This window comes from Streptomyces sp. NPDC026500 (genome assembly GCF_055567635.1).
The window spans coordinates 62,652-85,825 of sequence record NZ_JBVHQB010000031.1 but is presented as its reverse complement, the minus strand read 5'-3'; the positions used below and the strand labels follow the sequence as shown (position 1 = coordinate 85,825).

Below are 23,174 nucleotides of genomic sequence, written 5' to 3'. Positions count from 1 at the left end.
CGCCCAACCCCTTCACCGACTACCACGTGATCTACGCGGTCGTCCTGATCGCTCTCGCCGCCGCGGGCGCCGGCGCCACCTGGGGCCTCGGGAAGCTCTGGGAGCGGCTCCCCTTCGTGAACCGCACCCCCTGGCTGCGGTGACCGCACGGCAGGAATCGGGGCGCCCCCGCGAGCGTGCGGGGGCGCCCCGCCGTGTTCCGCCGTTCGGGACCAGGACGTTCCACCGGCGGGACCGGCCGCCTGCCGGCCGGCGCGGCTCTCCGGGACCGCCGGTCCGCCGTGCAACGGCCGACCGTCCGTGGACCGTCATGGCTCGCGGCGATCATGCACGGCCGGCCCCCACGGGTATCGCCCACGGCCTTCGCGCACGGAAATCCGCCCGCCCTCCCGGGGCGGCCATGTACCCAGGCACCGGTCGGCCGGCGGACACCGTCCCGGAGCGGGCGTCAAGTCCCGTCCCGTATGGGCCGGTCGGCCCCCGTGGGGGACCAGCGGCCCCTCCTCCGGCGCCCGTCCGAACACAAGACTGATCATGCATCCCTCAAGGAGGTCCCCAGATGTCCCGCACCATCGTCGTTGGTCTGGACGGCTCGCCCGAGAGCCTCGCCGCAGCCGATTGGGCAGCCCGCGAAGCCCGGCTCACGGACGCTCAACTGCATCTCGTGCACGCCTGGTTGTGGCATCCGTACGTGTACGGCCCGCTGGCCGGCGTCGCGGTTCCACCGCCGTCGGAGGACCCGCAGCGTGAATGGGCCGAACGCCTGCCGCGCGAGACCGCGGCCAAGCTCGCCGCGGAACACCCCGGTCTGTCCGTCACCGCCGAGAAGGTCGCCGAGCAGCCCGTCACGGCCCTGCTGGCCGCCGCCGAGGAAGCCGAGCTGCTGGTGCTCGGGTCAAGGGGCCTGGGTGGAGTCGCCGGTTTCCTGACGGGTTCCGTGGCGCAGGCCGTGGTGGCCCGGAGCCGGTCGCCGATCGTTCTCGTACGAGCCGACGCGCGGCCCGCGGAAACGTCCGCGCGGGAGGATGTCGTCCTGGGTCTCGACCTGGAGCACCCGGACGCCTCCGTGGTCGCATTCGCCTTCCGGGCGGCGGCCCGCAGGGCGACCGCCCTGCGTGTCGTCCACGGCTGGAGTCTGCCGTCCTACTACGGCTACGGCGGAGCCTTCGACGCGGAGGTCAACGAGGAGCTGCTCGCCGAGGCGCAGCGGCGGCTGACCGAGGTCCTGAGCCCCTGGCGGGAGAAGTTCCCCGGCGTCGAGGTGCGCGAGCAGGCCGTGATCGGCGGTGCGGGCCCCCACCTCGTGGAGGCCTCGCGGAACGCCGCGCTGGTCGTGGTCGGTCGCCGCAACCGGCAGTCCCCGGTCGGCGCCCACGTCGGACCGGTGACCCAAGCGGTACTGCACCACTCCGCAGCACCGGTCGCGGTGATCCCGCACGACTGACCGCTCGGGTCCCGGCGCGACCGCGGGTCACCGACAGGCGGCTCAGGGCCCCGGGGCACTCTGCCCCGGGGCCCTTCGCGGCGGAACGCCCGAGTGGATCACCCGGCCCCGCCGGGCCGACCGGCCGCATGCAGCCCGGCGCCGATCACCGGTCCTGCCACGGTCCCGTTTCCGGCGGGCTCTGCTCGGAGCCGCCCTGGTCCAGGCGGAACGGCGGATAGACGTCGGTCATCAGGGCGGCGTAGGCGGCCACCCGCAGCGCCCACCGGTTGAGGCCCATGATCAGGTCGTACAGGTCCTTCGGGTACTTCTCGGTGAAAGCCAGTGCCACGCCGGCGAAGAAGGTCAGCACGCCGATGAGGCCGACGTCCCACCAGCCGAGGTGGGAGGCGCCGAGGAAGAAGCCGACGACGATGTACTGCGGAATCGCCAGGAGCCACCACTTCACCAGCACCAGGCCGCGGGAGAGCCGCTCCGGGTAGGCGATGTCCAGGCGCGCCGGGTAGTCGGGTTCCTCACCGAGGCTGAACGGCGGATACCGGTCGGTGCCGAGGGCGCCGTACGAGTAGTAGGCGACCCGCCAACTCCAGCGCAGCACACCGACGTTGAAGTCGAAGAGCCCGCGGGGGTAGCGCTCCGTGAAGAGAATGGCGAAGAACGCGATCACGCTCACCACGGTGAAGGCGATCCAGAGGAAGAACAGCACCACGTAGTGCGGTACGGCGAGAAGCCACTTCACCAGCCACAGCCACCGCGACAGCGGCGCGTCGAGACGGGCGTTCACCTTCACGGGACCTGTCGGCGGTAGTACCGGAGTCGCCACGGTGATCCCTCCTTCCGCGCGCGTCCGCGCGCCGAGTCATGGAGTCTTGTGTCCCCACTGCGGTCCGAGCCGCTCCCATTCGCGTCCCCACCGGTCGTAGCGCCGCTGGTCGAGCCGCCACCGTGCGAGGCCGCCGGCGCCGAAGACCAGGCCGCCGAGGGCCACAGCGGCGCCGATGCCCAGCAGGCTCGACTCGGTGGCCGCCGCGCTCGCGGTCGGGGGCGCCGTGGTGGGCCGGCCCTTCGCGTCCATCCAGATCACCACATGCGATCCGGCCTTGTGCCCGGATTCCACCAGGGCGCTGCCGATACGGGGGGACCCGTCCGGCGCGGTCCACCGGACCGTGGCCCGGACGTGGTCGTAGACCCCGCCGTCTCCGGCGGGTACCGCCGAACCGGTACTGACGACCAGCACGGCCGGGACGGCGTGCCGGTCGTGGCGCAGCCGCGTGAAGGACGTGTCGGCGGCATGGGCCGTCACCAGGCCGACGAGGATGCCGCCCAGCACCATCACCGTCCAGACGATCAGTACGATCCACGCCTCGAAGACGTCGTCACGGCGCCGCAGCGGATTTCTCCGCCAGCGCCAGCACCACTGCCTCGCACCCTGTGCTCCGCGCATGGCACCGCACCTCCTCGTTACACCCCAACAGTGCAAGGGGAACGCGGCGCGCGCGAGCGGTGGCAGGGGCCGCCCGGTCCCGCTCCGGGGACCGAACGACCCAAGCATCAGGTATCTGCCCTGGTCAGGGGGATATGCCAGGTCATGTCGCGAGCTGAAAAGGGCCGTTTTTAAGGCGCTGTCCGCCTTGATCGTCGGGCCTCTGGCGGCCGGGACGCCCTGAGGGAACGAAGTGATGGGTCACGTCCGAGCAGACACGAAGCGTCATGGTTGATCAGGCGCGACGGGGCCAGGAGCGGCGGGGTACGACGGGTGGAAGACCCGCCCGGCGGGAGTCGATGCCCCGGACGAGCGTCCTGTTCCGGCTCGCCGACACGCTGGACACCGGCGTCGCGGCCCTGCACGGCGGCGCGGCCGACCTGCCGCCGGGCCTCGGCCGGACCGCCGATCACTCCGACCTGGCCGAACTCGGCCCCGAGGAGTGCCGGGGACACGGCCACCGGGCGCCGGATCGCCGCGCTCTGACCCGGACCGTGGGCCCGGCGACGCATTGGCGCCAGGAAGCGGCCATTCTCCGTTCGCCGGGGACCAATGGGCCCTGGCCTCTCTTCACGCGTCGCCGGAGGCTGACCGTATGTCGCTGTATTGCTGTGTCGCCTCAACGCGTGAGAGTGGGGTCGGGTCATGAATCCCAACGACGGCTTTCGTGAACTCGGTCGGCAGGAATGCCTGGACCGGCTCGGCGACGCGCTCATCGGCAGGGTCGTCCACACGCGGGACGCCCTGCCCGCGGTCCTGCCGGTCAATTTCTGTCTCGACGCCGAGTCCGCCGTCGTGCTGCGGACGTCGGCCGACTCGGAACTGGCCCGTTCCATCGACGGTGCGGTGGTGGCGTTCGAGGCCGACGCGGTGGACGTGGCCGCGCACTCCGGCTGGAGCGTCGTCGTGACGGGCCGCGCCGTCGTGGTGAACGATCCCGCCGAACACGATCGCCTCACCCGGACAGGACCCCGTTCCTGGGTGGCCTCGCCCCACGACGTCTTCATCCGGATCACGTCCGAACTGGTCACCGGTCGGGAACTCGTCGGCGGCCGCACGCTGTACGGCATCGACCTGCCGTCCTGACCCGTCCTGACGCCTGGATCGTCCGGCGGTCCGACCCGGCCCGACCCGACGTCGCGATCGCCCGGAGGGTGGACCGACGCAGTGATCACCGAGTGGGCCGAACGGCCCTCGGACGGGGGCGTTCGGCGGCCCGGCCGGTACTGTCCGGCCCTCGCCCGGGTCAGCCCGCACGACAAGTATCGACAGTGCAGATCATTCGACACAGTGCGAGGGGAGACCGGCGATGACCACAACGACGACGGCCGGCGTCCGGACGGCGGAGGCATGGCAGGGCTTCGTCGGGACGGCGTGGCGCGAGCGCGTCGACGTCCGCGACTTCATCCAGGCCAATTACACGCCCTACGAAGGAGACGCGGCCTTCCTGACCGGCCCGACCGAGCGCACCCGGGCGGTCTGGAGCACGGTCAGCGCACTCTTCCCGGAGGAGCGGCGCAGGGGAATCCTCGACGTCGACACCGCGACCCCCTCGACGATCACCTCGCACGCGCCCGGATACATCGACCGCGAGCGGGAGTTGATCGTCGGCCTGCAGACGGACGCGCCGCTCAAGCGCGCCATCATGCCGAACGGCGGTCTGCGGATGGTCGAGAGCGGGCTGAAGGCGTACGGCTACGAGCCCGACGACTTCGTCACCCGCGTCTTCGGGACCTACCGCAAGACCCACAACGCCGGCGTCTTCGACGCGTACACGCCCGCGATGCGTGCCGCCCGCAAGGCCGGCATCATCACCGGTCTGCCGGACGCGTACGGCCGTGGCCGCATCATCGGCGACTACCGGCGGGTGGCGCTGTACGGCACGACCCGGCTCATCGCCGTCAAGCGCGCGGAGCGCGCCGAACTCGACGAAGCGCCCTCGACCGAGCACATCATCCGCGACCGCGAGGAACTCGCCGAGCAGATCAGGGCGTTGGACGAGCTGACCCGGATGGCCGCGACCTACGGCTGCGACGTCTCCCGCCCCGCCGGCACCGCCCACGAGGCCGTGCAGTGGCTCTACTTGGGCTATCTCGCCGCCGTCAAGGAGCAGAACGGCGCGGCGATGTCGCTGGGCCGCACCTCGACCTTCCTGGACGTGTACCTCCAGCGCGACCTGGCCGCGGGCGTCCTGGACGAGACCCACGCCCAGGAACTGATCGACGACTTCGTGATCAAACTGCGCATCGTACGGTTCCTGCGCACCCCCGAGTACGACGCGTTGTTCTCCGGTGATCCGACGTGGGTCACGGAATCCATCGGCGGCATCGGCGCGGACGGCCGCCCGCTCGTCACCCGTACCTCCTTCCGCTTCCTGCAGACGCTCTACAACCTGGGTCCGGCCCCCGAGCCCAACCTCACGGTGCTCTGGTCGCCCCGTCTCCCGTCCGGTTTCAAGGAGTTCTGCGCCAAGGTCTCCGTCGACACCAGTGCCGTCCAGTACGAGTCCGACGAGCTGATGCGCCCCCGCACCGGCGACGACACCGCGATCGCCTGCTGTGTCTCCGCGATGGCCGTCGGCAGGCAGATGCAGTTCTTCGGCGCACGGGTCAACCTCGCCAAGGCGCTGCTGTACGCGATCAACGGCGGCCGGGACGAGATCAGCGGCGAGCGGATCGCCCCCGAGGCACCGGCCCTGACCGGCGAGTATCTGGACTTCGAGGAGCTGTCGAAGGCGTACGACGGGATGCTGGACTGGCTGGCGGAGACGTACGTCAACGCGCTCAACGTCATCCACTACATGCACGACAAGTACGCCTACGAGCGCATCGAGATGGCGCTCCACGACCATCCCGTGCACCGCTTCATGGCCTGTGGCATCGCCGGCCTCTCCGTCGCCACCGACAGCCTGTCCGCCGTCAAGTACGCCCGGGTCAAGGTGATCCGCGACGACACCGGGCTGGCCGTTGACTACGAGATCGAGGGCGACTACCCGACGTACGGGAACAATGACGACCGGGCGGACACCATCGCCGTCGGACTGGTGGACTCCTTCATGGCGAAGCTGCGCGAGCACCCCACCTACCGGGACGCCGAACACACCCAGTCGGTGCTGACGATCACCTCGAACGTCGTCTACGGCAAGCACACCGGCAACACACCCGACGGCCGCCGCGCCGGACAGCCCTTCGCGCCCGGCGCCAACCCGATGAACGGACGCGACCGGCACGGGGTGGCCGCCTCCGCGCTCTCCGTCGCCAAACTGCCCTACGAGCACGCCCGTGACGGCATCTCGCTGACGACGACGATCACCCCGGAGGGCCTGGGACACGTGCCCGGCGAGCGCGCCGGCCATCTGGTCGGCATCCTCGACGCGTACATGGCCTCCGGCGGCTTCCACATGAACGTCAACGTCCTGGACCGGGCCACCCTGGAGGACGCGATGGAACACCCGGACAAGTACCCGGAGTTGACCATCCGGGTCTCGGGCTACGCCGTCAACTTCGTCCGCCTGACCCGCGAACAGCAGCTCGACGTGATCAGCCGGACCTTCCACGGAACGCTGTGAGGACCACGACGACGGGCCGGATCCACTCCTGGGACCTGTCCACCGGCGTGGACGGTCCCGGGACCCGGTTCGTCCTCTTCGTCAACGGCTGCCCCCTGCGCTGCCTCTACTGCGCCAACCCCGACACCTGGCACATGCGGGACGGGCGGGAGGCCACCGTCGACGAGGTGATGGCGGAGATCGAGAAGTACCGGCCGTTCGTCACGGCCGCCGGGGGAGGCGTCACCATCACGGGTGGCGAGCCCCTGCTCCAGCCCGCCTTCACCGGCGCGCTGCTGCGCCGTTGCAAGGAGGCAGGACTGCATACCGCCCTGGACACCTCCGGCTTCCTCGGCGCCCGCGCCACCGACCAACTCCTCGCCGACACCGACCTGGTGCTCCTCGACATCAAGTCCTTCGACGTCGCCGCGTACCGCCAACTCACCGGCGGCGAACTCGCCCCCACGCTCAACTTCGCCACCCGGCTGGACCGCCTCGGCATCCCGGTATGGATCCGCTACGTCCTCGTCCCCGGCCGGACCGACGTCCCCGAGCCGATCGACGGACTCGCCCGCTTCCTCTCCGGCCTCGGAAACGTCGACCGCGTGGACGTCCTGCCCTTCCACAAACTGGGCGCCCCCAAATACGAAGCCCTGGGCATCCCGTTCCCCCTGGAGGACACCCCCGTACCCGACCCCGCCCTGACCGAACGCGTCCGCGGCCAGTTCAGGTCCTACGGACTGGCCGCGCAGTGAGTTCCGCGCCGACAACGCGAAAATCCTGAGCCGAGCGGCCGCGGCCCAGGGCAGGATGCCCCCTGTGAACCCTGTCCTGCGTGGTCTCGCCGCCAATGCGGCCCTGCCGTCCGAGCTGGTCGACCGGCTGATCGCGGTCGCGGACGCCGACTTGGCCGTGGACCTCGCAGACCGGGCGGACCTCAGCCATGCGCAGGCGGTCGCGCTGCTCTCGCGCGACGAGGAGAGCGGTGTTCGGCTGGCCCACCAGGGCCGGCTGACCGCCGCCGACATCGACCCGGCGGCACAGCCGCACATCGCCCTCGCCCTGCTCGACGAGGGATCCTGCAGCCCGGAGTGGGCGCGCCTCTTCGCGGCGGATCCGGTGGCGGAGCACCGGGAGAAGCTGGCCGCCTGCCCCGGCCTCCCGGCCGACGTGGTGGAGACGCTCGCCAAGGACGTGGACGTACGCGTTGTCGCGGAGCTCGCGTTGTGGACCACGCCGGAAGCGGCCGCCGGGCTCGCGGAGCATCCGCATGCCGAGGTCCGCCGCGCGGTGGCGGTCAACGAGGCGACGCCTCCGGACGTACTGGCCGCGCTCGTCACCGGCGAGGGACTGCCTCCCGCGCGGCGCTGCCTGGTCTGCGACCGCGAGGCGACGCCTTTCGTGCACGATCCGCAGTGCCCCCGGCCCGACTGCGACCTGTTGGCGGGCGCCTCCTGCGACGGCTCCCACGAGTCCACCGTCCACCAGATATGGCAGGCGGTCCTCGCCAACCCCAACACCCCCACCGAAGCCGTCGTCGGCTTCGTGGACCATCCTTCGATGCTGTTGCGCTGGGCGCTCGCCGCCCGCCCGGACCTGCCCCCGCGGGTGTGCGCACGGCTCGCCTCGGACCCCGTACCCGGTGTACGCGCCGACCTCGCCGAGAACCCCGCGATCGACGAGGCCCTGATCCGTGTGCTGGCGGGGGACCGCGACCCCGGCGTGCGCCGCCGGCTCGCGCACCATCCCCGCGTACCGCTCGACGTGCTCACCCTGTTGGCCCGAACGGCCAAGATCGGGGCCACCCCGCTGCCCCGGATCGCCGCCGCGGATCCGGCCGAGATCAAGGAGCTGGCCCAGTCGCAGGACCCGGCCGCGCGCATGCTCCTGGCCCAACGCCGCGATCTGCCGCCCGAGATCCGCGACGCGCTGGCCACCGACCTCGACGCGAAGGTGGCCAAGTCCATCGCCGGGCATCCGGGCCTCACCGAGGGGGAGCTGCGCGCCATGGTCGACCGGCACGGAGTCCAGGTCCTTGCCAAGGTGGCGACCAACCCGGACGCGAGTCAGGCGCTGCTGGAGCACCTGACCCGGCACGAACCGCCCGTGCAGAAGGCCTTCCGGGAGATCGCCCGGCACCGGAACGCGACGGCCCGATCCCTGATCCGCTGCTTGGCGGACGAGCGGGCGAGGCCCGTAGCCGCCGGCCACCCGGCACTCCCGCCGCAGGTCATCGTGGAGCTGCTCGCCGACGCGGACTGGCGGGTGGCGGAAGCAGCGGCCGCCAACCCGTCCCTGCCACCCACCGTGATGGCGGATCTCGTGTCTCGGCCGTACGAGCCTGCCGTGCCCGCGAATTGAGACGCTCGGCCCGCCCATCCGAACGGCTCGTCATCGCCAACTCGTCGGCCCGCCAGGCCGAACGGCTCGGCATCGCCAACTCGGCGTCCGCCGTGTCGACTTGATCCCTCAGGCCCACCCGATCCGCGAGGCGGCTGACCGGGCCGGTTGCCCGCGGACGTGTTCGACATCGTGGTCGCTGCCCGCGGCCGGTGTGCCCGGTGCCGCGGGCCGGGCGCCGGCGGCCGGTAGCACCCGGACTCTGCCCGAACCGGTCCACCCTGTGGTGCCCCGCCGGGCCGGACATCCGTCGCTGCGGTTGTCCGGCCGCTCCGCGCCAACTCAGCGCCGGGCGAGGGGCACAGGCGTCACAGGACCTCGGTCTCACCCCGGGTGGTCTCGCCCCACAGCGTGTGGAAGCTGCCCTCGCGGTCGGTGCGCCGGTAGGTGTGGGCGCCGAAGAAGTCGCGCTGGCCCTGGGTGAGGGCGGCGGGCAGCCGGTCGGCGCGCAGGGTGTCGTAGTAGGACAGGGCGGCGGAGAACGCGGGCACCGGGACGCCTCTGCGGGTGGCCGTCGAGATGACCTCGCGCCACGGGACCTGGGCATCCTTGATCTCGGTGGCGAACCCCGCGTCGGAGAGCAGGCTGACCAGGCCGGGATCGACGGCGTACGCGGCGCGGATGCGGTCGAGGAACGCCGCGCGGACGATGCAGCCGCCGCGCCAGATCTTCGCCACCTCGCCGAGGTCGATGTCCCAGCCGTACTCGGCCGCCGCGTCCAGGATCATCTTCCAGCCCTGGTCGTAGGCGATCAACTTCGATGCGTACAGGGCGTGTTCGACCTGGCTGGTGAACCGCTCGGCCTCGGTTCCGGACAGGTCCCAGTGGGTGCCGCCGGGCAGACCGCGGTAGGCGGCGCGCAGTCCGCCCTGGCTGGAGGCGGCGCGGGCGAAGGTCGCCTGCGCGATGGCGGTGACCGGGGAGCCGAGGTCGAGGGCGGTCTGCACGGTCCAGCGGCCGGTGCCCTTCTGGCCCGCGGAGTCGACCACGACGTCCACGAACGGCTCCCCGGTGGAGGCGTCCTTGTGCGCGAGGACCTCGGCCGTGATCTCGATCAGGTACGAGTCGAGGCGGCCCTTGTTCCAGCGCCGGAAGATCTCCGCGATCTGCGCCGGCGTGTAGCCGCCCACGCGGCGGAGCAGGTCGTAGGCCTCGCCGATCAGCTGCATGTCGGCGTACTCGATGCCGTTGTGCACCATCTTGACGAAGTGTCCGGCGCCGTCCGTGCCGATGTGCGTGGCGCAGGGCTCGCCGTCCACCTTGGCGCTGATCGACTCGAACATCGGGCCGAGCGAGGCGTACGACTCCGGGGAGCCGCCGGGCATGATGCTCGGCCCGTGCAGGGCGCCCTCCTCGCCGCCGGACACACCCGCGCCGACGAAGTGGATGCCGCGCTCGCGCAGCGACTGTTCACGACGCCGGGTGTCGGTGAAGTGGGCGTTGCCGCCGTCGATGATCATGTCGCCGGTTTCGAGCAGCGGGGCGAACTCCTCTATGACGGCGTCGGTGGCCGCACCCGCCTGCACCATGATCATCAGGCGGCGCGGGCGCTCCAGCGCGGCCACGAACTCCTCGGCCGACTCGGCCGCCACGAAGGCGCCCTCATGCCCGAACTCCTCGACCAGTGCCTTGGTGCGTGCGGGGGTGCGGTTGTGGACGGCGACGGTGTAGCCGTTCCGGGCGAAGTTGCGGGCCAGATTGCGGCCCATCACCGCGAGCCCTGTGACGCCGATCTGCGCGGTCGCCTTCATGGTGTGCTCCTTGGATCCGGATCTGCCTGCCCGCGTACCTGACGGGCGAGCAGACGACTGTCGCTGTGCCGATCAGTACGCACGACAGGGGCCGAGGTGTTCACCTTCCGGCGCAGGTGGTGCGGCGGATCGCGGGCGGGGTCTCCGGGCGATGTGCGGAGGCGGGCGCTCCGGAACTCCGGCCGACGGCCGGGGGGTCAGCCGTTTCGGCGCAGTCGCCACCCGTGGTCCACGGGCCCGATGCCGGCGCCGAGTGCGAAACCGGCCTCGATCGCGGCGGTCACATACTCCTTGGCCCGCCGTACGGCCTCCGGCACCGAAAGACCCTCGGCCAGGCCCACCGCGACGGCCGAGGCGAGCGTGCACCCGGTGCCGTGCGTGTGCCGGTTGTCGTGGCGCGGCGCGCGCAGCCAGTGCTCCGCCGTTCCGTCGGTGAGCAGATCGACGGCCTGTCCCGGCAGATGGCCCCCCTTCACCAGGACCCAGCGGGGACCGAACGTGAGCAGCCGGTGGGCGGCCCCGCGCATACCCTCCTCGTCCTTCACCTTCACCCCGGTGAGCTGGGCGACCTCGTCGAGATTCGGGGTGGCCACCGTCGCCCGCGGCAGCAATCGGGTCCGTACGGCATCCAGCGCGTCGTCGGCCAGCAGCCGGTCCCCGTGCTTGGAGACGCTCACCGGGTCCACGACGACGGGGGCGCCCACGTCGGACAGCAGTTCGGCGACCGTCGTGACCAGGCCGGGCGACGAGAGCATCCCGGTCTTCACGGCCTGGACGCCGATGTCGTCGACCACGCTGCGGTACTGGGCGCGTACCGCCTCCTCGGACAGCTCCCAAGCGCCCTGCACACCCACGGAGTTCTGCGCGGTCACCGCGGTGAGCACGCTCATCCCATGGGCGCCGAGCGCGAGCATCGTCTTCAGGTCGGCCTGGATCCCGGCGCCACCGCCGGAGTCGGATCCGGCGATCGTCAGGACGCGGGGCGGCGTGGTCATACGAGGTTCCTCTCGGGTACGGGGTCGGGCGCCAGGCCCTCGGCCGGCGGAGCGACGTACAGCCCTCAGGCGCGGCGACGCAGTCGCAGCGGGGCGTAGAGGGCGAGGGCGACGAGGAAGGCCACGTAGTAGGAGAGGTCGGCGCCGTGCAGCGCGTCGGCCACCGGACCGACGTACAGGCCCGTGTCCATGAACGGCACGGCCGCGCCGAACGCCGCGACGAAGGCGACCAGCGAGGGCCATCCGGAGCGCGGACGGGACATCTCGACGGCGATGTCGACCGGGGCGCCGCCGCGCTCCCGCCCGCGGGCGATCCAGTCGACGACGACGATCGCGACGAACCCGGGGATCCAATAGCCCACGAACAGCAGCACGTTCTGGAAGCGGGCCGTGGTGTCGGCGGCGTGCATCCACAGCACCAGCGGAAAGCCGAGCCCGGCGGCCAGGGCGGCGGCCACCGGGCGCGGTATGCGCACCCCCAGGGTCTGCAGCGCGAGCGAACCGCTGTAGTCGTTCATCGCGTTGCTGCACACCGCCGCCAGCGCCACGGCCAGCAGCCCGAACGCGCCCGCCGTCCCGCCGCCCAGCAACGCGTCCACGCCCGCAGCCGTCTGGTCGGTCAGCACCGACGCGCCCCACAGCCCGAGGACCTGCACGCCGACGAAGGACACGACAAGACCGAGCAGGGTGCACCAGAACATCCGCGGGCGGGACGTGGTGCGCGGCAGATAGCGGCTGAAGTCACCGGCGTACGGCGCCCAGGACAGCGAGAGGCTGAGGGCGATGGTGCTGGTGAGCACGAACGCGCCCGCGCGGTCGGCACCGGTCGCGGCCCCGGTCACCGCGGGACGGACGCCGTCCAGCATGCGCCAGGCGATCACCGCGAACGCCACGGCGAGCACGACCGTCATCACGATCTGAAGGCGGTGGATCGCCTCGTAGCCGAGGACGCCGAGAGCCCCCTGGGCAAGCATCATGACGAGCACGCCGAGCCAGAACGGCCAGCCGCACAGCCGCGCCAGCGCGTCCCCGCCGAACAGCCCGATCAGCGCGTCCCACGCGACCGAGGACAGCCACTGGAGCATCCCGGGCAGCACCACCGCCCGGCCGAACGCGAGCCGTGCGAGCGGGAGTTGGCCGGTGCCGGTGAGGCCGCCCCAGGTGCTGAGGTAGGCGGTGGGCAGCGCGCCGAGCACGGTTCCGAGGACGACCGCCGCGAGGGCGGTGGTGAAGTCCAGGCCCAGCGCGATGCCGATGGTGCCGGTGAACACGCCCGTCATCGTCAGGTTCGGAGCGAACCACACGGTGAACAGGCGCCCGGCCCCGCCGTACCGGTTGTTCTCGGGGACCGGCTCGATGCCGTGCCCCTCCACCCGCAGGTCGCCGGGTGCGGCGGGCATCCGTCCGTCGAAGACGGTGGGCCGGCCGTCGGCGGGCAGCCCGCCGGAAACATGCGCCAATGGCATGGAAGACATCCCTCCGCCAGTACGAACTGGTTCAGGTTCGACGGGTGTGATCTCAGCCCTCGGACGGGGCACCCCGTGTCCGGTACTACGACGGACACATTAGCCCGATCGCCCAGGTTGTGGGTACGACGGCTCCCGAGCACGACGGCTCCCGAGCACGACGGTCCCCTGCACGACGGCTCCCGGGCACGACAGCAGTTGTCCACGGCGGCCCCTGCGCGGGGCGGCCCCTGTGCAGGGCGGAGATGCCCGTCCCCGGTCTCCACGGGACGCGGTGGATCGTGTCCGCACGGGACACGGCGGCTCGTCGAGGGCGTCGGGTCCCCCTCGGGTCCTCCATCGGCCCCTTGAGTCACCCACCCGGAGCAGGGCCCGCCCGCACGCTCCGTTTCGTCCGAGCGGTCCGGCCCGGCCTTTCGCAGCGCGGCGCGCGCCGCCCCTCGGTACTGTCGGAAGTGATCGCCGCTCGCTCTCCGCTCCCGGGTTCCCGGACCCCGGTGGCCGGGCGGAAGGAGGCAGGGTGCCGTGACCGTGATCTCCCTGAAGTCCGCGCAGGTGCGGGAAGGGCTCGCCCTCCCGTACGCCGAAGCCGGCTACCCCAGTGGTACACCGGTCGTCTTCGTGCACGGTCTGGCCGACTCCTGGTGGTCCTTCGAGCCCCTTCTGAGGCGCCTTCCGGCGTCCTTGCACGGCTACGCCCCCACACAGCGCGGGCACGGCGACGCCGACCGGCCTCCGGAGGGCTACACTCCCGACGACTTCGCCGCCGACCTGGTGGCCTTCCTGGACGCGGTCGACATCCCCCGCGCCCTCCTGGTCGGGGCGTCCAGCGGCGGCGTACCGGCCCGGATCGTCGCCGGCACCTACCCCGACCGCATCGCGGGTCTGGTTCTGCTCGGCGTTCCCGGCACCCTCGCGGACAAACCGGCGGCGGCCGCGATGGGGAAGGCCCTGGAAGGCCTCTCCGATCCCGTGCCCCGCGCGTTCGTCGAGGACTTCCTGGCCGGTACGGTGGCCCGCCCGATCGCCCGGGGGTTCATCGAGACCATGGTCGAGGAGAACCTCAAACTCCCCGCGTACGTCTGGAGGGAGACCGTGCGCGGTCTCCTCGACGCCGATCTCGGGGCGACCCTCGCGGGAATCCTGGTGCCCACCCTCGTCATCTGGGGCGAGGAGGACGAGTTCCTGCCCCGCGTCGACCAGCAGACCATCCTGGACGCCGTGCACGGCGCGGCCTTCGTCGCCTACGAGGGCACCGGCCATGTCGTCCACTGGGAACAGCCCGAACGCGTGGTCGCCGACATCACCGCGTTCGCCACGCGGATCGAACACCCCGGCACTCCTTACGGCACCGCCTGACCCGGCTCGGAGGGCGCGCGGGATCTGACGCCCGTGCCGGCGCGTGGCCGACCACGATGGTGGACGCGAGCGGGACCGCGACCGTTGACTTGATCTGTACCGCTGACGCTCACACCAGACATGGCATGCTCATGCTCCCCACAGGAAGGGATCACGTGCCATGAGACCGAGCCGACGCTCCCTGCTCGCCGCCACCGCCGTACTGAGCACCGTCTTCGCCGTCCCCGGGCCCGCCGACGCCGCCGAAGTCCCCGCCGAGGGCGCCTATTACGTCCAGAGCGCCACCACGGGACTGAACGCCGCCGACAGTTCGGGCGCGGTCGTCCAGCACAACCCCAAGGGCAACGAGGACCACCAGCAGTGGACCTTGCGTCCGAGCGGCTCCTCCTCCGTCCTCGAAAGCGCCGATACCGCGGGCAGTTGTCTGGGCCGCTCGGGCGACCAGGCCCGGACCGTCTCCTGTGCGAGCGCCGACGCCGTGTGGGAGGTGAAGCCGAGCGGCGCCGACCAGTACGCGCTCAAGGCCCCCGGGACGGAGCGGTACTTGACGGTTGCCGCCAAGCCCTCCGGCTCCAACTACCCTGCCCAGCTGGCGATCGGCTCGCCGGGCGGCCTTGCCTCCTGGTATCTCACGCCGGTCGCTCCCGCGACCCGGCCGATGCCGCCGCAGGACCAACGCACCCTTGACCAGGTCACGTTCCTCACCGCGCACAACGCCTACGCGAACGGCGTCGACGGTGGATTCGCGCCGCCCTTCGTCAACCTGGTGCCCAATCAGACCCGCGGTATCAACCAGCAACTCGCCGACGGTGTCCGCGGGTTCATGCTCGACCTGCACCAGACCCCCGACGGCGCGATCCTCTGTCACGACAGCTGCACCCTCGTCAGCAAGCCGGTCGCGCTCTGGGTCGACCTCCAGCGCTTGGTGGACTTCCTCAAGCAGCACCCCGACCAGTTCGTCACCGTGTTCCTGGAGGACTACGTCGACCCGGGCGTCCTGCGTGCCGAACTCGCCCGCGTGAACGGCTTGTCCGACGTCCTCTACCGTCCCGACCTGACCGGCGTGCGCGAGAGCGGCTGGCCGAAGCTCGCCGATCTGACCGCCGCCGGACACCGCCTGCTCATCTTCACCGACCACAGCCGTGCGTCCGACGAGTCCGCCGGACTCACCCGGGACAGCTTCGGCGTCATGTACCAGCGTGAGTGGACCGTCGAGAACTACTGGTCCATGGGATCGGGCCTCGGCTCCTCCGACTGGTCCTGCTACAGCCGCTGGTACGACGCGGGCACGAACGTACCGCTCACCCGCACCGAGACGGGCTTCCGCCCCCTCTTCGTCATGAACCACTTCCGCGACGCCACCATCTCGGGAACCGCCGGCACGGACAACACCAAACTCGCCGACCGGGCCCGGCGCTTCTGCCGGCCGGCCGCCCGCAAGAAGCCCAACTACCTGGCCGTCGACCGCTACGACCTGGGCGATCCGGCCTCCGCGGTGAACACGCTGAACACGTACGTCTATCCGTAGGCCGGGTGGGACCGCGCGTCTCGCAGCGGGCTCGCCCGAGGGGGAGTGGCCGACGCGGGACCCGCCGAGCAGGGCCGGTTGGTGTCGGAAGCCGTCCGGAGGGAGGCCGGCTCCCTCCGGACGGCTCCCGGGCATCTCCCGGCCGGCACCCACGCTGTCGGCAATCCCCGTCACGGAGACCGGACGCGGGGCGACCGGCGCGAAAGCTGCAACGCGCGTGGCGTGGGCTGCGGTTCCGCAAGACGCGCGGTCTCCGGCGTCCCGTTTCCCGGCGGGCGGGGTACGGTGGGGGAACCGAGGGCACGTCGTACGCCGGTGATCGGGCCGGTCTCGTCCCCGGCGCAGTACGACGCCGGGTGGCTCATCGCCCGGAGCGGATGCCGCCCTATGACGGCCCAAGGTGTTCGCCCTCCGCTCGGCCTGTGCGGCGGCCGGACTCGCCCGGCCGCTCCAGCCACGCTGTGCGGGCCGACGCACGGACCCCAGAGCCGACGTCCACTCCGAGGCGGAGTGTCCAGCCGCGCGCACATTTCACCCGTGTCTTGTCGACGACGAGCAGAGCGGCAACGGGAACGGGGCCATCGATCGAGGGCCCGCCCACCCCTGTACGAAGGCAGCCCCCTGGTCCCCGGCCGTACGGTTTGCACCGAGGCCGACGAGCTCAAGGAGTCCTGCCCGTCCCTCGGCTCGACCGAGCCGTCCCGCTCGCCGCCGGGTCGCGGCGCGAGCCATCGGTACACCGCAGGCGTGACCCCCAGACCGGAGTTTCCATGGCCACTGTCGTCGAACCCCTGCCCTCCCTGCCTCTCGCCCGCGTGCGGCTGGCGCCGCACAGCGCGCTGCCCCGGCGCATCGACGGGGCATGGTGGCCCCGCTCGCGCGATCTCCTCGGCGAACTCCCGCTTCTCATCGGCATGTTGCCCCGTCTCTGGGGACAGATCACTGCCGTGACCGTCAATACGGCGATGTGGCCGATGTCGCCCGGACGCATGCTCGTCGCCAACCATGTCGTACTGCTGCGCAGGTCGGCCGGCCCGCACGGGCGACACACGATCAGTCTGCTCAGCCAGGGCCGGGGCCGTAGGGAACTGCTGGTCGTGCCACCGGAGGTCGACGCTGCGGACGCCGAGCCGCTGATGGCGGCTGCGGCGTTCGGCGACTGCTGACAGCCCCGGCTCCGGGCGCCCGCGCCACACGGGCGGCTCGTCCGTGTCCGGACCGGCGCGGGAGCCTCTCTGCTCACCGGAAGGCGTGGGGCGGTACCACCCGTGCACGGCCCCACTGAGCGATGGCTCGCTCCGCGGGGCCGCGTCGGATCACCGCGGCGGTCTGCGGATCCACACTTCCCGAGCGGCCATGCCCCGGCCGGAACCGACGTCTGGTCCGGAGTTCGAAGGGGCCTGGCAGTCGAGTTCGCCGAGCTTCGACCAGCCCCAGGCGCGCAGGGTCCCCGCCGCCGCGCTTTCGCGGCCGTCGTTGCCGGACGGGTCGACGGCCGCGACGACCAGATCAGTGTCGAGGCGGGACAGCAGCCACTCACCCAGGCGTGTCGCGATGCCGGTGCGGCGGTGGGCCGGCAGCACCATCAACTCGGCCAACAGAAACGTACGGCCGGAGGCGGTGAGTTCCTCGATGTCCGTGGGCAGCTCTCCTCGAAAGCTCGACCACCAGTCGCCGGTACGGGCGATCCTGAATCCGTAGGCGCAGCCGACCAGGCCGCCCATGTCGGCGACCGCCATGTCGAATGCGGGGCGTTGCACATGCTGTTCGAAGCGGCTCAAGAAGCCCTGGCGGTCGCGGTATTCCGCCCCCGCAGCCCCGTGGTAGGCCGCGACATGGACGTCCGCCACGGCGTCCCGCTGCTGCTCGGCCTGCCATCGGGACAGCCTGCGCAAGTACACCTCTGCCATCTGAGCCTCTCCCCCCGGGGCCGTGGGACGGTCATCCCCGGACTCGGCATGGTGGCAGCAGGAGCCGACGGGGTAAACCAGGCGTCCGGCGCCGGGAGTTCAGCCGGCCCCGGCCGACGTCCCGGGTTCGGCGCCGGGGGCCAGCCATGGCGGGTTGGACGGAACGTCCCGGAGCCGGATGCCCGGCGGCTTGTCCGGGATGTTCCTTCTGGTCGGTGGGCTGCCGCACGCGCGGAGATAGCTGCTCTCCGCGCGCTGTGCGCCGAGGCGAGTGATCACACGGGTGGCCACAACGGCGAGGATCACTAGGGAGCTGAAGGCCACTGCGGTGACCGTGACGCTCACTTCGCCGTGATCAGGCGGCTGGGCCGGGCGCGCGCTGTCCGGTAGGAGGAGGCGACATCCCCGTCCTCCCAGGTGTCCTCGGAACCACGGACCCGGTCAGCCATGGAACCGCCGTGGCGGGCGTGCTCCCCGGCCATGAGCGCGCTCGCGGTCGTGGGAGGGCCGGAGCTGTCGCTCGCGGCGTTCATCAGGCGTTCGGCCGCAGCGGCGTCGGCCTCCGGTGGCACCACCAACAGCTTCCAGCTGCCCGTGGTGTGGGAAAGCAGCAGGATCTTGTGGGGGTCCAGCTCCGTCGTGAACCAACTGACCTTCACCAGGTGCCCGTTGACGGGAACGCCGCTCGCCGTGGTCGGCCAGTACGTGGGGTTGACGGCGATCCGGGTGATCCGTCCGGACAGCGGGTCCAGTACGTCGGCCAGAGCGGAGAGTTCGTGAGTCAGGTTCCGCGAGCGGGGCCACCAAGCACCATCGAGAGAGCCTCGGGACGTACTGACGGTTTTCAATGCGAGACGAGCGGTCGGAGCCCTGAAGGGCGCGATCCGCAGCGTGGTTCGGTCGGTGGTCGCGGACATCGCGGGCACCTGTCTCCCGGCCGCCGCTTGAGGTGGCGGCCCGGTGTCGTCACTCGCCGAGAACGACACGGGCATGGTGGCCGGTGTGCGAAGTACTCTCGATGGCTCCACGTTACTCCCACGCCACGTCGGACGGACCGTGTCGAGGTGCGCACGGTGAGATGGAGGCGGTTCCCGCCAGAGGGACCCGCGGGACGCCCTGGCGGCGAGGGCGAGGAGATGGAAGGGCACAGTTGTCCGAACGCCGTCCTTCGGTCGGCCCGGGTCGGACATGAGCCCTGCCCTCCGGGCACGCCACCGTCACCTGGAGTAAGTCAACGGCTCCGGCGCAAACACGCCGGAGCCGCCCTTCCGGGCGGTTGCACGTGAGAGTGAACCAACCCAGAACCAACGGTACTGCGGTCCGTGCATTTCGGACATCTTCCCGCCCGGACTCGATTTCGGAGCCTCTGCCGATCGGGCTGAGGCGGCCTGACGCGCAGCGGTGATCGTTTCGGCGGGAGCCGTACGGCGTCAGCGCCGGCCGGGTCCCGGATCAGCCGCGCCGGGGTCTTCGTCATGGGTGAGGGCAGGGTCGTACGAGGGTCCGAAGCGCAGGCTCGGCCCGCCGCTGTAGCGGACCGGTCCATGTCCCACGAATACGGCCGTCGTCGCGAGGACGATCAGGGTGGTGATCACGACAATGAACAGGGCTGCCATTCGCTCAGTCCTCCTGACGAATTCCGCGTCGATGCCGGCAAGACGGTGCTCGTACGACGGGGGAAGCGCCCGCGGGGTTCCCGGTCACCGCTTGAAGGCCTGCCTCGCCTTCTCGCCCGCCTGCCGCGGATTGCCGGAGACCCGTTCGACCTTGCCGTCCAACACGCTTGGTCGGTCTCGTCGTTGAAGGCGGACTATCTGCGATCGCGGTCGATCGGATCAGCGGAAGGAGAGGAATCCGTGGCATCGCCGGACCTCCGCATCGCGGGAAGATTCGTGATTCCGCGGGGGCAGGGCGGAGCGGGAAGGGGGAAATGCGTCGCCCGGATGATCCGGAGTGGCATGCCCTTTCACCGCGTGCTGTCAGTGAACGCCGGGCGCCCTCCAGTGTCAACACGGCGTAGATATGGGGGAGTTCTTGAGACCGGCCTGGGGCGGCTGGGGTGAACGCGCCCTCGGCGAGGGTGTCCGTCGGCTCGGTCGGCGGCAGTGCATGCTCCTTCCACCAGGCCGAGCCGGGGTCGCTGTCCCGGGGGCAGGGGGTGGATCGTACGCAGGCCCTGCCCGTATTCCCTCGGCGGGGTCAAGTGGCCATCGACATGCGGCAGTAGACGATGTGTCGCGCGCTATCGGCAGTCTTCAGCCAGGACTACGCTGTGAGGTGAGGCCCCAGTCCCCGGTACCGATGCTGTGTTCCGCTCTCGGGGAGGCCCGCTGTGTTCGTTCTGCTTCTCGTCCTGATCGTGGTCCTGTTCGGCTTCGGCTTCCTGAACCCCATCTGGTGGGTCGCCGCGGCTGTGTTGGTCTTCGGAGCCACCCGTCACGGCCGTGGCGGTGGGCGCCGGGGCCGTGGTGGCGGGTCGGACTTCGCTGAGTACCAGGACTACCGGGACCGCCGGGAGCGTCAGGACCGCTGGGACCGCCGCTACAGCCGTCAGCATCGAGCGCGCTGGAACCGCGAGGACCGGCGGGACCGCGGGCGCCGTGGACGCCGCGGGTGACCGATGCGGTGTCCGGGCGTGTGGACACCCTCTGCCGGGCCGTGCCCGCCAGGGGCCGAAGCCGCCACGAGGCGAGAACGCGTACGTCACGCCCTGTTCCGCTCGTCGTGCAACTGCTCTAGGCTCCCAACAGGGCAGACAGGACTTCGTGTCGGGTATCGACGGAACCGGCAAGTCCCCTCCCCAGGCTCCCAGCCCCCGAGTCGCAATCGAGGCCGGCCGGAGCCGCATCGTCGGAGTACGCGGCTCCAGCTTCCGTCCTCCCTGGCGTTTTCCACTCGGGGTGCTCCCGCAACCCCGCCGCCGCGGAGGGCAGCGCGCGAGAACACGACGGCCCGGGGGGGCCTCGCGTCCTTGCGACCACGGCCGCCGCCGCGCACCAGCGGCGGCGGCCGTCCGGCCCGTGAACCGGAGTCCGCGCATCACAGCCCGGGACCGGCCGGGCACCGCTGACAGACCGTGGCCCTGGTCAGGACCGCAGGCCGGGGAGGGGCTCGGAGTCGTCGATGAACGCGCGGGCCAGGTCGGACAGGCGCCGGTTGTGGGCACGGGCGTAGCCGCGCAGTGTGGTGAAGGCCTGCTCCATGTCGATGCCCCGGCGTTCGGCGAGCTTTCCCTTGGCCTGTTCGATCAGGACGCGGCTGTTCAGCGCGCTCTGCAGTTGCTCGTTGAGTACGGTGCTCCGGTGCGCGGTGCGCTGTTGCAGCAGGCTGATGGTGGCGACGTCGGCCAGGGCCTGGGCGAGTGGCATGGAGTCCGGGTCGAAGGGGCCGGGGTCGGTGCCAAAGAGGTTCAGCGCTCCGACGACCTCGTCCCGTAGCCGCATCGGCAGAGCCTGGACCGACCCGAACCCGCTGCGCTGGGCCGCCGCGACGAAGCGCGGCCAGCGATCGGCCTCCCCGCTCAGATCGGCGACGATCACCGGGGCGCCGGTACGGAAGCTGTCCAGGCAGGGCCCTTCGTCGTTCTGCAGCTGGAAGAGCTCCAGCAGACGCACCTGCTCGCTGGAGGCGGCCATGACGCGGAGTTCGCCGTCGCGGTCCGCGAGCAGCACGCCTGCGGCACTCGCGCCCAGCATGCCCACGCAGCGGTCGGTCAGCAGGCGCAGGAAATCGATCAGGTCGAAGTCGGCGACCAGGTTGTCCGCCAGCTCGACGAAGGTCTTGGCCAGGAGTCGCTGATTCATCGTGCACACCCTCCGTCGACTCTCATCCCGGCCGAATGCAGGGACGGGAAGCGCAACTCACTCTTTGTCCGGATTCTTGGATCGGTTCTCGGTCTGGTTCCCTTCCGCGATACTCGGGTTCGGCTTCTTGGTCCGGTTCCTTGGTTCGGCTCGTTGCTTCCGTTCGGTGGTCCGGCAAAGGCGTCATTCCTCATCGTCGGTCTGCTCCGTGTCCGGGCCCGCGGGGAACGTGAGCCGGTGGGTGACCACGTCGGCGGCCACCGCGGCGAGGCGGCGTCCTCTGGCGTAGGAGTACGCACGCAGTCGGACGAAGGCTTCTTCGGCACCGACTCCGAGCTGGGCCGTGAGCATGCCTGTGGCCTGGTCTATCTCCGCCCGGTACGCGCCCAGGTCCTCGAAGCGACCGTCCGCCGACCATTCGTCCGCCAGGCCCGCTTCCCCGTCGATCCGGGAGTCGAGCAGGACCAGAGTGGCGGTGTCGGCGAAAGCCAACGCGTCCGCCAGCTCCTCCGCGTTCAACCGACCCGGGTCCTGCGAGTACAGGTCCAGGACTCCGGGGCTGATCGCCCCCATCTGCAGAGGGAAGGCGAAGACGGCGCGTGCCCCGGCCTTCGCGGCCGCGTCGGCGAACACGGCCCAGCGGTCCTGCACTTCAGCGGTGAGCAGATCGGGCGTCAGTACGGCCGAACCCTGCGCGAAGGCATCCACGCAAGGCCCCTCGCCCAAGGTGAGCTGAAGTTCCTCCAACTGCTCGCTGACATCGTCGGTGCTGCACAACGGATGGCTTGCCGCGGATCTGGACATCGCGGAGAGTCCGGCCCCGCCGACCGGGAGCGCGGCCACCGCAGCCGTGCACACGTCCACCACGCCGACCCGGGCACCCCGCCGGGCCGCCTGCTCGGCGACCAGCGACTGGATCCGGGCCGACCTGCTGTGGGACTTCACCCGAGCCACCGGGTCCAGGCACCGTGCGAAACACACTCCCGCCTTGCCATGGTCCGTTCCCCGAGGAGGAGCACCAGCACACGGAAGGTGGTGGGGCTCACAGCACACCGCCCGAGAGGACAGGTACTGGCGGAACTGGTCGATGCGGTGGGACCGGAGGCCTGGTGGTCAGGGCGTTCAGGGTCTTCGTGGGACGGGACGGCCGATGCCCGGGCGGCGGGCCCACGAGCAGGAATGCGCAGCCGACGATGTCGACCATGAGACCCAGCGTCCGCGGTGGATGGTGCAGGCGGAGCGTCGCCCCGGCCGCGGCGACGCGCTGTGAGGCGCGGAGGAAGGTGTTGAGGCCGCTGCAGTCGCAGAAGGTAACGGGCGTGAGGTCGACATCGATGGCGCGGATGCCGTCGCGCAGGCAGCCTTCCAGCGATGTGCCCACCAAGGGCGCCGTCTCCAGGTCGATCTCACCGACCAGCGTGATCAGTGCCCGTTCATTTCGGTCGTGACGGTAGATGGCGAGCGGCGGAAGGGGCATGACGCCTCGGT

At 71.1% G+C, this 23,174-nt stretch carries 21 protein-coding genes and 1 riboswitch; of the genes, 9 read left to right on the top strand and 12 right to left on the bottom strand.

Features of this window, described 5'->3' with window-relative positions; all coding sequences use genetic code 11:
- The first annotated feature begins 559 nt into the window (after positions 1-559).
- Positions 560-1,444 carry a universal stress protein gene (locus ACZ4N5_RS37910; RefSeq protein ID WP_467761558.1) on the top strand — a complete coding sequence of 295 codons (885 nt, stop codon included), beginning with the start codon at positions 560-562 and terminating at the stop codon, positions 1,442-1,444.
- A 145-nt stretch (positions 1,445-1,589) separates the two neighbouring features.
- On the opposite strand, the gene ACZ4N5_RS37905 is transcribed toward ACZ4N5_RS37910, so the two are convergent.
- Together ACZ4N5_RS37905 and ACZ4N5_RS37900 are read right to left on the bottom strand one after the other, a co-directional pair.
- A complete protein-coding gene (locus ACZ4N5_RS37905) occupies positions 1,590-2,267 on the bottom strand; it encodes a DUF4389 domain-containing protein (RefSeq protein ID WP_467761557.1) in 678 nt (225 codons plus the stop codon).
- Positions 2,268-2,303: 36 nt separating this feature from the next.
- Positions 2,304-2,888 carry an Rv1733c family protein gene (locus ACZ4N5_RS37900; RefSeq protein WP_467761556.1) on the bottom strand — a complete coding sequence of 195 codons (585 nt, stop codon included), beginning with the start codon at positions 2,886-2,888 and terminating at the stop codon, positions 2,304-2,306.
- A 684-nt stretch (positions 2,889-3,572) separates the two neighbouring features.
- Between ACZ4N5_RS37900 and ACZ4N5_RS37895 the strand changes: the two genes are divergently transcribed.
- The 4 genes from ACZ4N5_RS37895 to ACZ4N5_RS37880 all read left to right on the top strand — a co-directional run bounded on the left by ACZ4N5_RS37895 (position 3,573) and on the right by ACZ4N5_RS37880 (position 8,835).
- Positions 3,573-4,013, top strand: coding sequence for a pyridoxamine 5'-phosphate oxidase family protein (locus ACZ4N5_RS37895; RefSeq protein WP_467761555.1), 441 nt, complete (start codon positions 3,573-3,575; stop codon positions 4,011-4,013).
- 223 nt (positions 4,014-4,236) lie between these two features.
- Complete coding sequence (gene pflB, locus ACZ4N5_RS37890) at positions 4,237-6,495, top strand: formate C-acetyltransferase (RefSeq protein ID WP_467761554.1); 2,259 nt, start codon at positions 4,237-4,239, stop codon at positions 6,493-6,495.
- Positions 6,492-7,229: a pyruvate formate-lyase-activating protein gene (pflA, locus tag ACZ4N5_RS37885; protein ID WP_467761553.1), complete on the top strand. Its 738-nt coding sequence runs from the start codon at positions 6,492-6,494 to the stop codon at positions 7,227-7,229. The genes pflB and pflA overlap by 4 nt, the downstream gene beginning before the upstream one ends.
- A 64-nt stretch (positions 7,230-7,293) precedes the next feature.
- Positions 7,294-8,835 carry a hypothetical protein gene (locus tag ACZ4N5_RS37880; RefSeq protein ID WP_467761552.1) on the top strand — a complete coding sequence of 514 codons (1,542 nt, stop codon included), beginning with the start codon at positions 7,294-7,296 and terminating at the stop codon, positions 8,833-8,835.
- Positions 8,836-9,182: 347 nt separating this feature from the next.
- Here the strand turns inward: ACZ4N5_RS37880 and gndA are convergent, their stop codons facing one another.
- The 3 genes from gndA to ACZ4N5_RS37865 form a co-directional block, all read right to left on the bottom strand.
- Entirely contained in the window at positions 9,183-10,625 is a 1,443-nt protein-coding gene (gene gndA, locus ACZ4N5_RS37875; RefSeq protein ID WP_467761551.1) for an NADP-dependent phosphogluconate dehydrogenase, read from the bottom strand.
- A 197-nt stretch (positions 10,626-10,822) separates the two neighbouring features.
- On the bottom strand, positions 10,823-11,620 hold the full coding sequence (thiD, locus tag ACZ4N5_RS37870) for a bifunctional hydroxymethylpyrimidine kinase/phosphomethylpyrimidine kinase (protein ID WP_467761550.1): 798 nt from the start codon (positions 11,618-11,620) through the stop codon (positions 10,823-10,825).
- Positions 11,621-11,685: 65 nt separating this feature from the next.
- Positions 11,686-13,086, bottom strand: a complete 1,401-nt coding sequence (locus ACZ4N5_RS37865) for a purine-cytosine permease family protein (RefSeq protein ID WP_467761549.1) — start codon at positions 13,084-13,086, stop codon at positions 11,686-11,688.
- A riboswitch (TPP riboswitch) is annotated at positions 13,078-13,172 on the bottom strand. It overlaps the preceding gene by 9 nt.
- Before the next feature lie 439 nt (positions 13,173-13,611).
- Between ACZ4N5_RS37865 and ACZ4N5_RS37860 the strand changes: the two genes are divergently transcribed.
- From ACZ4N5_RS37860 to ACZ4N5_RS37850, 3 genes are all read left to right on the top strand, one after another.
- Positions 13,612-14,445 (top strand): alpha/beta fold hydrolase, encoded by an 834-nt coding sequence (locus ACZ4N5_RS37860; protein ID WP_467761548.1) that lies wholly within the window; start codon positions 13,612-13,614, stop codon positions 14,443-14,445.
- Between the two features lie 160 nt (positions 14,446-14,605).
- Positions 14,606-15,973 (top strand): phospholipase, encoded by a 1,368-nt coding sequence (locus tag ACZ4N5_RS37855; protein ID WP_467761547.1) that lies wholly within the window; start codon positions 14,606-14,608, stop codon positions 15,971-15,973.
- A gap of 770 nt (positions 15,974-16,743) precedes the next feature.
- Positions 16,744-17,139, top strand: coding sequence for a DUF5994 family protein (locus ACZ4N5_RS37850; protein ID WP_467761546.1), 396 nt, complete (start codon positions 16,744-16,746; stop codon positions 17,137-17,139).
- Positions 17,140-17,289: 150 nt separating this feature from the next.
- Here the strand turns inward: ACZ4N5_RS37850 and ACZ4N5_RS37845 are convergent, their stop codons facing one another.
- The 4 genes from ACZ4N5_RS37845 to ACZ4N5_RS37830 all read right to left on the bottom strand — a co-directional run bounded on the left by ACZ4N5_RS37845 (position 17,290) and on the right by ACZ4N5_RS37830 (position 19,499).
- Positions 17,290-17,883, bottom strand: coding sequence for a GNAT family N-acetyltransferase (locus ACZ4N5_RS37845; RefSeq protein ID WP_467761545.1), 594 nt, complete (start codon positions 17,881-17,883; stop codon positions 17,290-17,292).
- Positions 17,884-17,982: 99 nt separating this feature from the next.
- A complete protein-coding gene (locus tag ACZ4N5_RS37840) occupies positions 17,983-18,207 on the bottom strand; it encodes a hypothetical protein (protein WP_467761544.1) in 225 nt (74 codons plus the stop codon).
- 17 nt (positions 18,208-18,224) lie between these two features.
- Positions 18,225-18,800, bottom strand: a complete 576-nt coding sequence (locus tag ACZ4N5_RS37835; RefSeq protein ID WP_467761543.1) for a DUF5994 family protein — start codon at positions 18,798-18,800, stop codon at positions 18,225-18,227.
- 513 nt (positions 18,801-19,313) lie between these two features.
- Positions 19,314-19,499: a hypothetical protein gene (locus ACZ4N5_RS37830; protein WP_467761542.1), complete on the bottom strand. Its 186-nt coding sequence runs from the start codon at positions 19,497-19,499 to the stop codon at positions 19,314-19,316.
- Between the two features lie 716 nt (positions 19,500-20,215).
- On the opposite strand from ACZ4N5_RS37830, the gene ACZ4N5_RS37825 reads away from it, so the two are divergent.
- Positions 20,216-20,500: a hypothetical protein gene (locus ACZ4N5_RS37825; protein WP_467761541.1), complete on the top strand. Its 285-nt coding sequence runs from the start codon at positions 20,216-20,218 to the stop codon at positions 20,498-20,500.
- Between the two features lie 469 nt (positions 20,501-20,969).
- Here the strand turns inward: ACZ4N5_RS37825 and ACZ4N5_RS37820 are convergent, their stop codons facing one another.
- From ACZ4N5_RS37820 to ACZ4N5_RS37810, 3 genes are all read right to left on the bottom strand, one after another.
- A complete protein-coding gene (locus ACZ4N5_RS37820; protein WP_467761540.1) occupies positions 20,970-21,686 on the bottom strand; it encodes a GAF and ANTAR domain-containing protein in 717 nt (238 codons plus the stop codon).
- 183 nt (positions 21,687-21,869) lie between these two features.
- Positions 21,870-22,631: an ANTAR domain-containing protein gene (locus tag ACZ4N5_RS37815; RefSeq protein ID WP_467761539.1), complete on the bottom strand. Its 762-nt coding sequence runs from the start codon at positions 22,629-22,631 to the stop codon at positions 21,870-21,872.
- 97 nt (positions 22,632-22,728) lie between these two features.
- The gene (locus ACZ4N5_RS37810; protein ID WP_467761538.1) at positions 22,729-23,163 is read right to left on the bottom strand and encodes an STAS domain-containing protein; all 435 of its coding nucleotides are present in this window, start codon (positions 23,161-23,163) and stop codon (positions 22,729-22,731) included.
- Positions 23,164-23,174 lie beyond the last annotated feature (11 nt).